Raw genomic sequence first — 16,285 nt, forward strand, 5'->3', positions numbered from 1 at the left:
TGTGGTTAATTTTAGCTACAAAAATTTGTTTAACACCAGGACTTACGCAACTGGCACATTGGTAGGGTGCGTCAGATATCAACAATCTGTTTATTTGCAGGATTTATGCAGTAGTAAAGCACCCTACAACAGATTTTTAGTGTGACACTTGCGTAAGTCCTAAACACTATGGAGGGAAACTTTAATTATAAGCCTATATTATAGTATGATTCAAAATCATTTAGTCCTGTTATCCAATAAAATAAAGTTAATCTTAATCAAATTAGAAATGATGATAAACGCTAAACTTAATTGGTGATATTTTGGGATTGATGAACTCTAATCTTGCACCATCATCTTATTGCTAAAATTCAAGCCCCAAAACCTGATAATTTCGTAAGGTGAGTAACGCTAACCCTATCTTATTGAGAATAGTGCAAGAAGATATCAGTAAGAAAATTGCAAGGATGTCAGATCAAAAACCAATCCTTGTTGATAAAAGTTTACAAAGCAAGAAAGTGTCAACTGAAGAGCTAAAAACAGATGAATTACCAACTATAGAATTTCCCTCCCCTGGGAGACTCAAAGCCAGTTCTTGGCGCATCCATCAAAAAATTGGTTATGGATACTTTGTAGCTATTGGTATTGGCTTTTTTGGTTCCCTAACTGGGTTGGTATTAGCCAACTACTATCGGGGCAGAGAAGTCCGACAGTTCAATCAAGCCAACGAGCAAGGACAATTACTAAATAATTATAAAAATGCGGTAGTTGGAGCGCAATTGCATAGCTCTAACTTAGTTGCAGTCCTAGAAAATCCACAACAACTAAGTAAGAGAAAAACTGCATTTCTCTATTCTGTTTCTCAAGCTCGGAAATTAGAGCAAAACATTGGCGGCTATATCAACAGTAAGCCTCAGACATTAGCCGCAACCAGTGCAACTTTAGAGAATTTATTACAGGATTACTCAATTAATCTAGAATCCTATATTAATCAAATTGATGTTGTTTTGCGGCAACTTGACTCTCAAAAGGTAAAGCCACAACAAGTTACTTCAGCACGAGAGCAGTTACTGAAAATTATGGGTGGTGAGACAGCCATACAGCTAGAAAATTTGTCAGATAAATTGACTAATATTCTTAACACTGCTCAAATGCAAGCCCAGGAGCGACAGAGAGATGTAGAACAAGCTAGATTCGTGGAGAGATTAATTGTCATAGTCAGTATGTTGGTATCAGTTGCTATAGCTGCTGTTGTGGCATGGCGTACTAGTCGAGCGATCGCAGAACCTGTCATCACTGTAACTCAAGTAGCTGAACAGGTGGCTAGAAAATCTAATTTTGATTTACGCGCTCCTATCACTACTGATGATGAAATTGGGTTACTTGCTAAATCTCTCAATCGCTTAATTGAAAGAGTATCTGAGCGAACTAAACAACTGCAACAAGCAAAAGAATTAGCAGAAGCTGCAAGTAAAGCCAAAAGCCAATTTCTGGCAAATGTCAGCCATGAGTTACGCACACCGCTAAATGCAGTGATTGGTTTAAGTCAATTATTAAAAGATGATGCGGCTGATATTGGTGTATCACCAGACTTTATTGCTGATTTAGAAACTATTAATTCTGCTGGTAGACATTTACTAGAACTAATTAACGATATCCTCGACTTGTCAAAAATTGAAGCGGGGAAAATGACTCTCTATCCAGAGACTTTTGAAGTCATAACTTTGATTCACAATGTTGTTCACACAGTTAAACCAGCTATCGAAAAAAATGGCAACACCTTGGTGATAGATTGCAATGAACCACTAGGGATGATGTATGCTGATCAAACAAGAATGCGACAGGTATTATTAAACTTACTCAGCAATGCTGCTAAGTTTACCACTAACGGTAAAGTAACACTGACTGTTAAGAGTGAGAAAGCAAAAATCTTCCAGGAAGCGCCTTTAGGGTTGATTATTTTTACTGTGACTGATACCGGAATTGGGATGTCACCGAGTCAAGAGCAAAAGTTGTTTCAACCCTTTATACAAGGAGATATTTCAACTACGAAAAAATATGGTGGTACTGGTTTGGGACTAGCAATTAGCCGTCATTTTTGTCAGATGATGGGAGGTGAAATTATTGTCAGCAGTGAACTCGGTGTTGGTTCTACTTTTACTATTTGTCTACCCTTGACAGTTCAGGAATAGATTTGGTGTTTGGATTTTAATACCAATAATTGAAGAATTATGGCGATAGACGAAACCCTAAAAAGCTTATCCAGCAAATACTGCACAATTTAAAATATAATCTCAGAGAATCCAAGATGGTATAACCTGGGCAATAGGTACTATTGATCTATATAGTACCATGCGATCGCTATTTCCTCTCTATGACTACAAGTATTGATTTTCTCAACCACCTTAACCCTAGTCAACGTCAAGCCGTCGAACATTACTGCGGACCATTGCTAGTCGTTGCTGGTGCTGGTTCTGGTAAAACTCGTGCGTTGACTTATCGAATAGCAAATTTGATTATCAAACATCGTGTCAATCCTGAAAATATCCTCGCTGTGACTTTCACTAACAAAGCCGCACGGGAAATGAAGGATAGAATTCAAAGGCTGTTTGCGGAACAATTAGCCATTACCCAATATGGTAAAAAGTTGGATTTATTACCAGAATATGAACAAACAAAATTAAAATCAAAAGTTTATCGCACCTATATTAAAGATATGTGGTGTGGTACTTTTCATAGTTTATTTTCTCGCATTCTCCGCTGGGATATCGAAAAATACCAAGACGAAAAAGGCAGACGTTGGAATAAAAATTTCTCTATCTTTGACGAATCTGATGTGCAAAGTCTCATCAAAGAAATAGTTACAAAAGATTTAAATCTAGATAGTAAAAAGTTTGAACCTAAATCTGTACGTTACGCCATTAGTAACGCCAAGAATCAAGGCTTTTCACCCCAAGAATTTGAGCGAGAACAACCAAATTATCGCGGACGAGTCATCGCTGACGTTTACAATCGCTATCAAGATAAATTATCCCAAAATAATGCTCTTGATTTTGATGATTTAATTTTAATTCCTACAAGATTATTTCAACAAAATGAACAAGTTTTAGGTTATTGGTATCGTAAATTCTGTCATATTCTTGTGGATGAATATCAAGATACAAACCGGACTCAATACGATTTAATTCAGCTTTTAGTAACCAACGGTGAAAATCGTAAAAGTGAATGGGATTGGCAAAATCGCTCAGTATTTGTTGTCGGTGATGCTGACCAATCAATTTATAGTTTTAGAATGGCAGATTTCACGATTTTGTTAGAGTTTCAAGAAAACTTCGGCGATGGTTTAGAAGATGACGATACCCGCTCAATGGTGAAGTTAGAAGAAAACTATCGCTCTTGTGAAAATATTCTCCAAGCTGCTAACGAACTGATTGAAAATAATACCCAACGGATTGATAAAATTCTCAAGGCGACAAGAGATACAGGTGAACAAATATATTGCCATAAAGCCGATGAAGAAATGGCAGAAGCGGCATTTGTTATTAATCAAATTCGGAATTTAGAACATCAAAATCCAGAATTGAATTGGGGAAGTTTTGCCATACTTTATCGGACTAACGCCCAATCTCGTCCCTTTGAAGAATTATTAGTTAAATATCAAATTCCTTACACAGTTGTAGGGGGAATGAAGTTTTATGACCGTAAAGAAATCAAAGATGTTGTCGCTTATTTAAGAGCAATTAATAATCCAGCGGATACAGTGAGTTTATTAAGAGTGATTAATACTCCTCGTCGGGGAATTGGTAAAGCCACTATTGATGCTTTGATGAATGCTTCCCAGCAATTAGGGACAACTTTGTGGGAAATATTAAGTGATGAAACATCAGTAAATACCTTAGCTGGACGTTCTGCAAAATCTGTGAATAACTTTGGTAAATTGATTCAAAAATGGCAAGAACAAATTTCCCAAGTTCCAGTTACTGAGATTGTCCAAGGAGTATTAGAAGATTCTGGTTATGTCCAAGACTTGTTAAATCAAGGTACAGATGAAGCTAGTGATAGAGTTAAAAACGTTCAGGAACTTTATAACGCAGCATTACAATTTCAAGAAGAAAATGAAGGTGAAGATATTTCCTTACAAGCCTTTTTGCAAAGTGCAGCCCTGAGTTCTGATTTAGATAATTTAAAAGAAGGAAAAACAGTAGTTTCCTTAATGACATTACACGCTTCCAAAGGATTAGAATTTCCGGTAGTATTTTTAGTAGGTTTAGAACAGGGATTATTTCCTGGTTATCGTTCTCTACAAGATCCTTCATTATTGGAAGAAGAACGCCGTCTGTGTTACGTGGGTATCACTCGCGCTCAAGAAAGGTTGTTTTTATCCCACGCGAGAGAACGACGGTTGTATGGTTCCAGAGAACCCGCAATGCGATCGCAATTTCTCGACGAATTACCGGAAGAATTATTAACTACTCAAAACAAAGTCAGCCGTTCTTTTACGAAAACTACATCTGTCAAAACTAGCACCCAAAACACTACAGAAAATTGGCAAGTAGGAGAAAGAGTATTACATAAATCCTTTGGAATTGGGGAAATCACCCACGTTTTTGGAGCGGGAAATAAAGTTTCTGTGGCGATTAAATTCGCTAGTTTGGGACAGAAAATTATTGACCCCAGAGTAGCGCAATTGCAAAGAGTGGATTGAATTAGTTATATAGCAGGGGACAGGTGAGAGTATGAAAAGTCGCTATTAGCCGCAGAATGAATAAGTAGGTAGACAGAATTAAATGTCAGATAAAATTTTTGTCGTAGTGAGCGATTTATCGCTCTCTTGGTAGGTTTGATAGGGCTAAAGCCCTGACTACTAACTTTTCTTTTATTCAGTCTTACTACTTAGTTCGGTGGTTATTCTAACTGCGGCAAGATTTACTTAAACTAACACTTGGGCTTTTTCCTCTTCCAGTTTTACCTGTGCTTCTGCTGCTAAAAATTCAGCTACTTGAGCTTCAATTTCATCGCGGACAATCTGACGATATTCCAAGAAATGCTCAATTTGAGCGCAAACCGATAAATAGCTACTGATACCACCGGGATTATGCTTGTACATATTCCACAGATTACGCCAAAATTGCCAACGGGTATTACGTAACGCACCTTGTCGCCAGCAAATAATTAACAATGCCCGTAATACCTTCCAATTCACTTGTTTTTTAGCACCTTTGCCTTTTTTCGGATAGGTTGCTTCACCTAAAATGCGGTAATGACGATAAGCACGATCTAAAAATCGTGATGGTTCGTAAAGTTCCCAAAATGCTTCTACATATTCGCTGGCGATTTCTGCTAAAGGCCGGGTGGGGACGAAATTCATCAATGTGGTTTGATTGATATTTGCAGATTTACTACGGAGTCGGTTTTCTTTTGCTAATCTATGCCACAATGCGGTATCAGGAAGGGCTTGGAGCATACTAAATAAAGCAGTGGGAATTGATGTCTGTTCCACAAATTTAACAATTCTTGCCCCAGCACCTGTTTTTTCGCCATCAAATCCGATAATAAAACCTGCCATGACTCGCAACCCAGAACGAGTAATTTTATGTACTGCTTCGCTGAGGGAATCTCGTGTATTTTGGAATTTTTGAGTAAAAGCGAGGCTTTCTTCGTCTGGGGTTTCAATACCTAGGAAAACAGAGCCAAAATTACACCTTACCATTGCATCCATCAATTCTTGATCTTGGGCTAAATCAACAGAAGCCTCGGTTGCAAAAGAGAAAGGATACTGATGTGCAACCATCCAAGGTTCTAGTTCTTTTAGGAATAATTTGACGTTGCGCTTATTACCGATGAAGTTATCATCTACCATAAAAATACTGCGTCGCCAACCTAATTCGTAGAGATAATCAAGTTCTGCGAGGAGTTGAGACGGTGTTTTGGTGCGGGGTTTGCGTCCATAGAGAACGATAATATCGCAGAATTCACACTGGAAAGGACAGCCACGAGAAAACTGCACCGACATTTCTGCATAAGCATCAAACTCCAGCAAATCAAAACGAGGAATGGGAGTGGTGCTGACATCTGGCTTTTCACCACCAGAACGAAACATCCCTGAAGACTCACCACGTGCGATCGCATCTATAAATAAAGGTAGCGTAATTTCTCCCTCATCCAAAATCAAATAATCTGCACCCACATCTGTGACTTCGTTGGGTAACGCTGTCGGATAAGGTCCACCCACAGCCACACGCTTACCGCGTCGTTTCGCTTCCTGAATTTGTGCGAGTAAATCCTCTTTTTGGACAATCATTGCTGACAAAATCACCAAATCCGCCCAAGCCCATTCTGCTTCTGTGATTTGGCGAATATTCCGGTCTACCAGCTTAAAATTCCATTCTTGGGGTAAAATTGCAGCTACTGTCACCAAGCCCAACGGTGGTAACATCGCCTTTCGATCTAACAAAGCCAGGGTTTTTTCAAAAGACCAAAAACTTTTTGGAAACAGAGGATATATAAGTAAAACATTCATTATCTTAATTGCAAACCCTGAATTTTGCTTGTAGGTTTATTTTTAACGAAGACGGAAATAGGGAGATATTGTTCGCACTTCTTTATTTGAATTATAGAATAATTACTGATATCTTGGTTATCCATCTGCTTTTTGATAGAATTTTAGAGTTGAAAAAATTCAATTTCAACGGATAGATGCTTTTTATAACTAGAAAAATATCATAAACCTAATCATCTTGCATTTAATTCCTACTCCAAGGAAAAATCGTTCCCATTTAGCTCTTGAAACTGTCATCTGTCGCCTAATTACACTAAAAAACTTTCTCAGCAAGTCCTACATAAATACCCCACTATTATTTTCTCAAAAATTATGTATTTGCCTGAAAGGAATGCTTCCATTTGCTATTTCTGGATGTAAAATAATTGCCGATATAATTCACAACTTGGGATCACTTTATCTTTTAACTGTTTGATCAGTCCCATACTGCTTAATTTATAAGTTGTGAGTGGATCTAATGATATCGGTTGTTGAGCATTTATGACAGTATTTAACGCTTTTGCTAATTCAGGTTGTTCTTGCAATGTTACTTGATGACGCTGTAAGTGAGAGGAATAAATTCCCTTTGATGTCGCTGCTGTATCCAGGAATTGAGCAAAGGTCATTTCCCCCAAGCTGAGATGATAAATAGCCAGATGTACTAATGCTGGATGTCCTTCTAGCAAAGCCATAAGTTCTCTAGCTTCCTGGTAGTCAGTCCATTTCAGTCCATAGCATTGAGCTAACTGTTGCACCTGCTTGAGATTGAAATTACTTAACTCTATTGGCAATCCTACATTAAATGGAGATTGCTTTAATTGGAGAGGTACATAAATTTCAGTTGAGTGAACGATAATCAACCGTAATTTTTGCCAGATTGGTTCTCTTTTCGCTTCTTCATACCAAGAACGAAACAAAGGTAAAACATCTTTTGCTACATGAGGATGTTCAAAAATATAATTGACTTCATCCAACGCTAAAACTAGAGGAGCATCAATTTGTTTTAAGATATGATTGCGAAAATAAAGAGAACAACTAATTTTGCTACCAATATCTTCATCCCAATAGTCTTCTAACTTTGGTTCAAGCTGAAGTTGAAGAGTAACATTGGCACTTAGCCAGCGCAAAAAGCGATTCAAATCATTCAAAATTACATTGTCAATTTGCTCTAGATTTAAGCTGACAGTGTGATAATCTTGGTGGGCGGCATAATCCAAAGTCCTGAGTAGCAAAGAAGTTTTACCCATCTCTCTCGGTGCTTTGATTCTGACTAAAGCCCCAGCTTTTCTAATTTCTTCATAAACTTGGGTTTCTATCGCAGTTCGTTCTATGTAAAAAGGAGAATCAAGGGGAACTGCGCCACTTGGATAACAGGGAGAATAGTGGGAGTTGTCCATATTGTCTATAGACATAGGATGAGAGGGGTTAATGGAGACAAAGACGGTTTCTGCTGTATCTTTGTGCCAGTTAAACCCTGAATTAGAGATTTGTATTGTCAGCTTTTGATTTACCCAATCCAAATCAAATACTTTCGCATAGATTGGATTTTTGACTTCTAAACTTCCTTGGTGTTGGGCGACAAGTCCCGATAGCCGCAATTCTAAATACTCAGGGGAGTTGTGATCACGGATTTTTCCTTTTTGGATAATCTGCTGATATAGCTGCAATAATTGTGTGCTTTTGGGAGTATTACGAAGTAAGCGATCGCGTATTGTTCTTAAATGCTCTGGTTCGTCCTGACTTTCCCAATTTTGGATAATTTGGTTCTGGACAATTTGCTTTACCCACTGCGATTCTTCACTATTTTCAAGGGGAGAGAATTCTGTGCTGTTATTGCAGTAATTGACAATTAACCAACACAATTTTTGAGTCAAAAAAGGTTGTCCGTTAGTCCAATATAGAACCTCTTTTAAGACTGCTTCTGGGTTACTGACTTTTCCTATTAATCCCTTTGCTAAAGGTTCGCTATCTTTGATTTTAAATCCTTGCAGTTCAATAGCTCGACCGATGTTAAAAGGAGTAGAATAGTGTTTATCCTGAATCAACTCTGAAGGCGTAGCTACACCTAACAAAGCAAAAGACAATCGCCTGTAGTCTGGCTTGTGCGCTCTATTTTCGTAGCAGTGACGAATCAAAGCAAAAAATTCGTCAGTGGAAAACTTTAAACCCAGAACGTTATCAATTTCATCAATAAAGATAACTATTTTTTCTTGAATCTGCGTTAATAATACACTTTCAATAAATTGATTTAAGCACTGAATAGGAGAAAGATCATCCCGTTCTTTTAACCAACTACGCCGATTTATTTGGAGCTTAAAACCGCTGACTAATTCTTGAATAATCCCCCCATACCATTGGGGAGCAGTAATTTGTTGGCTACCAATGCCGCTTAATTCAATTTCTGTGCAGGCAAATCCTTGAGTTCGCAATTTATCCATTGTTCGTACTCTTAAGCTAGATTTTCCCATCTGTCTAGCGTTGAGAACATAGCAATACTCAAGTGCTAATAATCCTTCATAAAGTTCAGTATCAGCCTGTCGCACTACATAGGTAGGGGCATCAGGCGGGAGACTACCACCTGGTTGATAGGTGGCGTTGAGTTTAGCAAACATTGGTATTTTTTAGAAACTTAAACCCTGGGTGCGTATTGATTATCACATATTTTTAGATTTTAAATGACTGAATTTCACTGAACTTAACTGAATGGGCTGATTTTTTAAAGTCCTAAATTTAACTGAAATACTAATTTGAGAAATCAAGCATTATATAAATCAGATAATGCTTACCTCTAAACTTGTCAATCATCAACTCATCTCTAAGTAGGTGAAAGAGTGATTTTAGACTGTTTGATTGAGACTATCTTCTATTAGATTCATCAATTTATAAGTGCATCTTGCAAATGATAATTATGTTTAATTATCAAATAGATTCTAGATTAGTTTCAGGTCGCACGGAAAATACAAGTGTATTTTTTTGGCAGCAATGGCAAAAGTATCGAGATAATCTTTATCATTGCTGTGTTAAATGGATGGGTGGAAACCCAATTGATGCTGAAGATGCCCTCAGTCGGGCAATGCTGAAAGCTTGGGAGAAGGCGCAAAAGTATGGGGGAGAAATTGCTAATTTTAAAGCTTGGCTGATGACGCTGACTCATAATCTTTGCGTCGATATTCATCGAGAACGTCGTCGGGGGGCGAATCGAGTTGAAGATATAGAAGCTTACGCATCTGGTGAGGAACAAGGACTGGTTGCTGTTGAGAATACGCCCCTATGTGCAGTGGAGAATAGCGAGAGAAAAATGGTGATTCGTCGCGCTATTGATAACTTACCGACAAGGCTACGCGAGACATTTATTCTGCACTTTTATCAAGAACTTTCTTATCAAGAAATTGCCCAACAACAAGATATTTCCTATCAAAATGTCTGCAAGCGGATTTCCCAGGCGCGGAAGATTTTGCAAGAAGAGTTGAGGGGATATTTTATCGGGGAGGAAGAAACGGATAGGGATAAATCTGTTCCACCGAATGTAACGCAGTCGGAAATAGGGGAAATATCCGAGGGGAATGGGGTAGGGGCGTATTGCAATACGCCCGTACAAGCGGAAGCAGGGGAGACGGTACTTGCAGTTGCGGTGGAGGAAGTGGAGACTGTTGGGGATGAGGAAGCGCAAGAAGTAGCGCGTGATGTGCAGCAGTCTGAGTGGGTGATGGTTGCGGTGACTGCTGAGGGGAAGTTAGAGGTAAAGAGCGATCATTGTCGGTGGGTTGAGGTGGTGAAAGTTGCGGGAGAATTTGTGTTTGTGCGATCGTCCCGCTCTCCTCCTTTATGTGGTTAGTCGAGTTTGATCATGAAGGAGCGATCGCGAAGCGCACCGAAGGTATCGCATTTTGTTGAGATAGAGATGAAGGAGTGCGATACAGGCTTATGAAGGTGCTTTGAGTCAGCAGTTATTGTATCCGGCTCGTGGGGAAGTTGAGAAGATTTTGCAGGGGTTGAAAGGTAAGAGGAGGAAGGGTTCTAGGAGTTGAGGGGGGAATTTTTGGGGAGAAAATGCCTGTAACTCGAAAAGTTCACAAATTGGGGAGGGGAAACGTCTGTTTTTATAGAGGTAAGTGAGCAAATCAGCAATTCTCATTTTAAGGTTTCATGAAATTGAAACCCTTACATTCATAGGGTTTTACAATTCTTAATGAATCCGGGGATCGCTGAAATGGCGCAAACTCGTTTCAAAATGAGAATTGCTGTGAGCAAATAACCCACCTTCCGCACCCTAAACTGTCACACAACGAAAATTGGTCGTTTGGGGATTTGGAATTGGCGAACTGCTTGCAGCAGCGCTTCGCTATCGCCATCTGAAATTTTCACATTTAGGAGAGACATAAAAAATGGACAGACAACAAGGAATCATGCAGCTCATTTACAACAAGATCAATGACATGATTGGAGCTGGAAACCAGTTATTTTGTATGCAATTTCCTGCCCAACCACTGAACTATCGTCAGTATCAATATGATACAAGCGACAGGCATAGTGTGATGGCAAAACCCTATTCAGTTCAAGAATCGGAATTTCGCCTGTCAGAGGAACTCTTTGACATTTCTCCTATCACCGCAGGTTCCAATGGCGAAAAATTATCAGTTGTTTATAATACTTTAATCAACAATTTCATTCCTCAGTTAGAACATTTAGCTCCATTTATTAAAGATCGAGCCGGTCTTGGTCGTTTCTTATTAGAAGACAGTGGAGAACGAAATGAGCAAGATCAGCCAATATCCCGTATTGAGCTTTCCAAAAATCTTTATAAAATCTATTTAGAAGAAAAAAATAAATGGAATGAAGAGAAAACAAAAAAGTTTGATGAATATAAAGCTAACAACGATCTTGATGGCTATGCTAAATGGCAAAGTTCTTACGGAATGGTGCGTCAAGAGCAGTTAAATAATCTCTATAATGATGCTGTTGTTAGAGGTCATCTGCATGAAGTTTTAACAATTTTAGGCTATCTAAATGCTTCATCAATTGCTGAAGAATTGGAGCTAGGAAAGCAAAAAATGCGGAACTCAGCCCGCTCATCGCTTGATGAATCTATGACGGTTTATCCAGTACAATTTCAACCTAATAATTGGTTTAAAGCTCTAACTCCAAATCTCAATCCACAAGATCTGACAATGGCTCAAGACTCCATTCGGGATCAGTATGTAGCCAAACAACGAGAACTGTCGCGGGCTAAAGCTGAGTTGCAGCAGATGGAGCTATTATCAGTAAATCAAAACGAAATTGACCGACTAGACGGAGAGATTGCCACCAGCAAGCAGGCACTCAATCAAGCAGAATCCAGCTTGATTCAGAAATATGGCGAAGGTGTAGTTGGTTTTGCGAAAATTTATTTCAAGGCAACAAATCCATTATCAGGAGTGATTGATAGAAGCAAAAAAATTAAAGTCAATAACGATACAGCAAAAAAACTTGGTGTGCTTGATCTATCTCAAACGTATATAGACTCATTGAGTGAGGCAGTTAATGGGATAGCTGAAACAAGCCAAACGCAACAGAAGCTAAATGATGCTATTTCACATTTGACAGAGTTAAAAGCCAGAAAAGCACAACTTGATTCCCGCGACTGGAAATTTAATAAAGCCAGCTTAGAGCAGCGGGTTAAAGACTTACAGGTTGATGTGAGTGCTATGGCAGATTTACTGGCAAATGTTCATCAAGTAAATGCTTCGCGTATTAGCCTAATTAAAAAAAGCTACGAGAACGAAACTTTGACCTATGAAATTGTAATCTCAGAAACGATAACTGGGGGAAGTTTCACATTGAAGACAGATATAAGCGAGATCAAAATAACAAGAGATGCCAGTAATAAATTTTCACTACCAGATGATGTCCAGGATTTAACATTGACAAAGGATGGAAATGAGGGGAGTTGGATTCTTCAGCTCGCCAAACAGTCAAAGGATTCCGACATTGTGTTGCAAAAAGACGATTTGGAGCCTAAAGTAGAGCCAAAAGCAGAACCAAGTATTTTGCCAGCACCTCAGACAGAAGCAGATGCTGAGGTTAGTGGAATGTTTACCGATATACTTCTCAAAATCAGCAAATCTGAGGAGACAGGTGAGACGAACTTAGCAACAGCAGCAAATAGCAGTAAGTGGGGTGTCAGTACATGGTTTAATTCGGTTGGTGGGCAATCTAGTTCTTCAAGCGCCAATGCCTCCCAGCAGAGCAATTTCTTCAATCAAGAAATTGAGATTGGCTTTCGAGTTGCTAAAGTATCGTTTGATCGTGGTGGTTGGTTTAACCCACAGATATTTAAGATGTCTCATGCCTTTTGCAGGTTAGCTGAGATGCGCGTATCGCCAGGACTGTCTATAGACGACATTAAAGGTAAGACTCAAGCACAATTAAAAGCATTGACTGAATATGAGGAAAATAAAAAAAAGTATAAATACATTATGCCAGCCTTTCCTGTGGCAATGGTGATCGCAAAAGACATTACCATCAAGGTAAAAATGGACAAGATCGACAGCACAAGTGCAAAATCAGTTGTCGAGAATTCGAGTTCGACTGGTGGTGGATTTTTCGGTTTCTCTTCTTCTGGTGCTTCCTCAAGCAAAAATTCTTCAGAGTCTACATTCCACGGCGTACATGGTGGATATTACTACATTCGCATCCCTGGCCCGCAGGTACTTGGCTATTTCCTACAATTAGTTCCACAAGATAATTCTGTCCCCTATAAACCCACCTTTACCGATAATGGTGATAGCCCTGTCATTCAAGCCTTTCAACTTTACAATCACGCTAAAGAACTGATGGACTTAACACAATCCCAGTTGTCTAAAACCCAAGAATCTGGAAAGGCAAACTGATATCGCTCCAACATAGGGGGGAAGTTCAGATACATGGAAAAGTGGACAGGATGTCAAGTTTTGTAACCATTACCCTCCCTCAACCTCCCCCATCCTTATAAGGCTGTCCACAAAACGGAAAACAAGAAGGCTTCAGCAACAATTAATAAAACAGAAAAGAATTCACCATGATTAAAATTTTGCAAAGATTAATTAGCGTATTACTTTTAACTGTTGTACTAAATCTTGGTTTTAGCACGCCATCATATGCTCTTAATTATAAGGATGCAATTGCTTACCACAGACTGACAGGAACCGGACGATTTGAAGTCATGGAGAAAAAAGGAACGCTCTCTAACGGTGATAAGGCGGATCTAGTAAAAGCAACCAAAGTGGAAGAACAGCCTAACCTGTTATCCGCTCTTAAATATGCCGCAGATAGGTTTGAAAACATCGGCAGTAATGCACAAAAAATAGTAGAAATGAGCGGTGGACAGATAAATGGAAACATAGCGCAAAGACATCCGACTCAATTGGAGCCATTTGTATATCAGATCGAAGTTCCATACAATGACAAAGGAGCCAAGACAAAAATAGAAATAATATATCAATTTGCAGCTAACTCTCCAGGCTATATAATTTCCCAAGAGATACCAGAAGAAGGGAAATCGACAATCGACAATAGACTGATCAACAATAAAGATATAGGATATGCAGAAAATTACTATACAACTCATGCGGATACAGGAGACATACCTTGGAGCCAAATGATAAAACAGGATAAAAAGAGCTTAAAGAAAAGAAATAGCGAGATACTAGACGCAAGGACAAAACTAGCGGGAGAGGGAGCAAGGTTTAATGTAGTCAAAAATAATATGTCGGTTATAGCAGATACAACCAGAATATATAAAGTAAAAAGCGGAAAAGTATACTGGGTTTACATGAGAGATCTATGGAAATATTGGGCGCAAGTGTTTAGAAGCCGATATGGAATAACAAATAAAGAGATAGCTACGGAATTAGACAGAGATAGGTGGGATAATGAATTTGGTCCGAATAGAGGATTGATAAACTCCTTTCAATTTAAGCCCTCTGATATAAAGATAGAATAGTCAGTACGATCGCACTTCTGAGTGATTCCACAAAGGCATAGGCTTGAAAAAGTCAGAATCTGACCAGACTAAGTATGTTTCACGAGTAGTAAAGTATTTTACCGAACCCAAAAAAAGAAACTTAGTGCGATTTCTTTGGGGAAAGTGCGATAGCGCAAGCGCTGCTGCAAGCAGTTCGCTTGATCTTGTAGGGTACGTTATCGGAAAGTACGGCACCAACCATATCATTAAATTCGGTGGGTTACGCTGTCTCTAACCCACCCTACTTTTTAGAGCGATCGCCTTTTGTTGGGAGAGGGGTGTAGACGTAGCCCTAATTCCCAATCACATCACTAAAATAACTCCGATACAATTGACAACGCGGCTCCACTTCATTCCCCGCAAGCTTGACCAAACCCATACTCTGCAACTGATAAGCTGAGATTGTTTCTAACCGCACTGGCTCAGTAGCAGAAATTACTGTTTTAAATGCTGTCATCAGTTTTGGTTCCTGTTGTAAACTCAACCAAAATTCTCTTAAATGATGGCGATAAATACCTGCGTCAGTTCTAGCTTCTGCTAACAATTTTTCAAGAGTAACATCAGGATAACTTTTGAGGTAAGAAAATGCCTGCTGCAATAGATAAGGATGACCACCTACCAGTTCCATTAAAGGGTCTACTAAAAATGAATTTTCAGCTAATCCATATTGTTGAGCAAATACTTGAACTTCGTCTTTAGTTAACTCTGGTAGTTCAATGGGTAATCCCACATTAAAAGGAGACTGATTAATATTCAGACGGATATAAACATCAGTAGAATGTGCGATCGCTAATCGCAACTTTTTCCAGTTTGGACGGCTTCTGGCTTTCTCATACCAAGAACGCAATAACCCAAAAAAATCTTCATAAACTTCAGGATAAGGGAAAAGTGCATCCACATCATCTAAGTATAAAACTAGAGGACTATCTGCTGCTGCTAAGAGGTATTCTTCTAAATAAGTTGTGCAACTTACTTTCGCACCCATACCTTCTTCATCCCAATATTCATCTAACTGATTGGGTAGCTTTAATTCTCGGCTCAGATTGAGGCAGAACCAGCGTAAAAATTTATTTAGGTTAGTCAGATGAGTTTGCCGATCTGCCATTTCTAAACTTAAACTAACTGTACGATACCCCTGCTTTGTCACTTGAGCTAATACCCTCTCCATGAGGGAGGTTTTACCCATTAATTTAGGTGCTTTGATCCGAATCAGGGAACCGGGCTGCAACAGAGTTTCATAGCAGAGAAATTCAATGCCAAAACGCTCCACATATAATTCTGAAATCGGTAAGCTGTGTTTAGCTTGAGTTAAATAGGTCTGAGGAGGAGTTTCTTTCAGCTTGCTTTGACGCTGTTGACTTTTAGTAATGATTGATTCAGGGTTTGGTAAGTAATATTCAGATGGAAATTGCCGATCCCAACATTGCTTTTCCCAATGTCGTTTGAGGGCTTCTTTAAAATTACTTTTTTTGACTTTTTCTCCTAGAGCTTCTGTTAATAATTTCCAAAGCTTGGGCGCAATATCTTGACTAAGATAACTTGTTGCATACTGGTTTTTAGCTGCAATTTGGTCATATTCTTCTCGTTGCCAAGATCCTTTAATTACTATTATTTCAACATCAGTTAAGGCTCTATTGAACTTTGCCAAAACTGCATAGTTAGCAATTTTAATTGCCTCATCTAAATTAAAAACCATAATTAAGTGGCGTTGATTTGGGTAAACATTGGTATTTTTGAGAGAATTACAAACGGAAATTGTCTAAATTATTACACAGCATTTTAAAATA

General features: G+C 38.8%; 8 protein-coding genes. 5 read left to right on the forward strand and 3 right to left on the reverse strand.

What is annotated here, in order from left to right; genetic code table 11:
* The first annotated feature begins 446 nt into the window (after positions 1-446).
* Together ANA7108_RS0113240 and pcrA are read left to right on the forward strand one after the other, a co-directional pair.
* Entirely contained in the window at positions 447-2,171 is a 1,725-nt protein-coding gene (locus ANA7108_RS0113240) for an ATP-binding protein (protein WP_016951280.1), read from the forward strand.
* A 182-nt stretch (positions 2,172-2,353) separates the two neighbouring features.
* Complete coding sequence (pcrA, locus tag ANA7108_RS0113245) at positions 2,354-4,684, forward strand: DNA helicase PcrA (RefSeq protein ID WP_016951281.1); 2,331 nt, start codon at positions 2,354-2,356, stop codon at positions 4,682-4,684.
* A 225-nt stretch (positions 4,685-4,909) separates the two neighbouring features.
* Here pcrA and ANA7108_RS0113250 read toward each other — a convergent pair whose 3' ends face one another.
* Together ANA7108_RS0113250 and ANA7108_RS27320 are read right to left on the reverse strand one after the other, a co-directional pair.
* Positions 4,910-6,499: a B12-binding domain-containing radical SAM protein gene (locus ANA7108_RS0113250; RefSeq protein ID WP_016951282.1), complete on the reverse strand. Its 1,590-nt coding sequence runs from the start codon at positions 6,497-6,499 to the stop codon at positions 4,910-4,912.
* 383 nt (positions 6,500-6,882) lie between these two features.
* Positions 6,883-9,129: an AAA-like domain-containing protein gene (locus tag ANA7108_RS27320; protein WP_016951283.1), complete on the reverse strand. Its 2,247-nt coding sequence runs from the start codon at positions 9,127-9,129 to the stop codon at positions 6,883-6,885.
* A gap of 296 nt (positions 9,130-9,425) precedes the next feature.
* Here ANA7108_RS27320 and ANA7108_RS28835 point away from each other — a divergent pair, with 296 nt between their 5' ends.
* The 3 genes from ANA7108_RS28835 (at position 9,426) to ANA7108_RS0113270 (ending at position 14,477) form a co-directional block, all read left to right on the forward strand.
* The gene (locus tag ANA7108_RS28835; RefSeq protein WP_016951284.1) at positions 9,426-10,352 is read left to right on the forward strand and encodes an RNA polymerase sigma factor; all 927 of its coding nucleotides are present in this window, start codon (positions 9,426-9,428) and stop codon (positions 10,350-10,352) included.
* A gap of 550 nt (positions 10,353-10,902) precedes the next feature.
* The gene (locus ANA7108_RS0113265) at positions 10,903-13,386 is read left to right on the forward strand and encodes a hypothetical protein (RefSeq protein WP_016951285.1); all 2,484 of its coding nucleotides are present in this window, start codon (positions 10,903-10,905) and stop codon (positions 13,384-13,386) included.
* 167 nt (positions 13,387-13,553) lie between these two features.
* Complete coding sequence (locus ANA7108_RS0113270) at positions 13,554-14,477, forward strand: hypothetical protein (RefSeq protein ID WP_016951286.1); 924 nt, start codon at positions 13,554-13,556, stop codon at positions 14,475-14,477.
* Positions 14,478-14,790: 313 nt separating this feature from the next.
* On the opposite strand, the gene ANA7108_RS0113275 is transcribed toward ANA7108_RS0113270, so the two are convergent.
* Entirely contained in the window at positions 14,791-16,194 is a 1,404-nt protein-coding gene (locus ANA7108_RS0113275; RefSeq protein ID WP_016951287.1) for an AAA-like domain-containing protein, read from the reverse strand.
* Between the last annotated feature and the right edge of the window lie 91 nt (positions 16,195-16,285).

Source organism: Anabaena sp. PCC 7108 (assembly GCF_000332135.1).
GTDB lineage: Bacteria > Cyanobacteriota > Cyanobacteriia > Cyanobacteriales > Nostocaceae > Anabaena.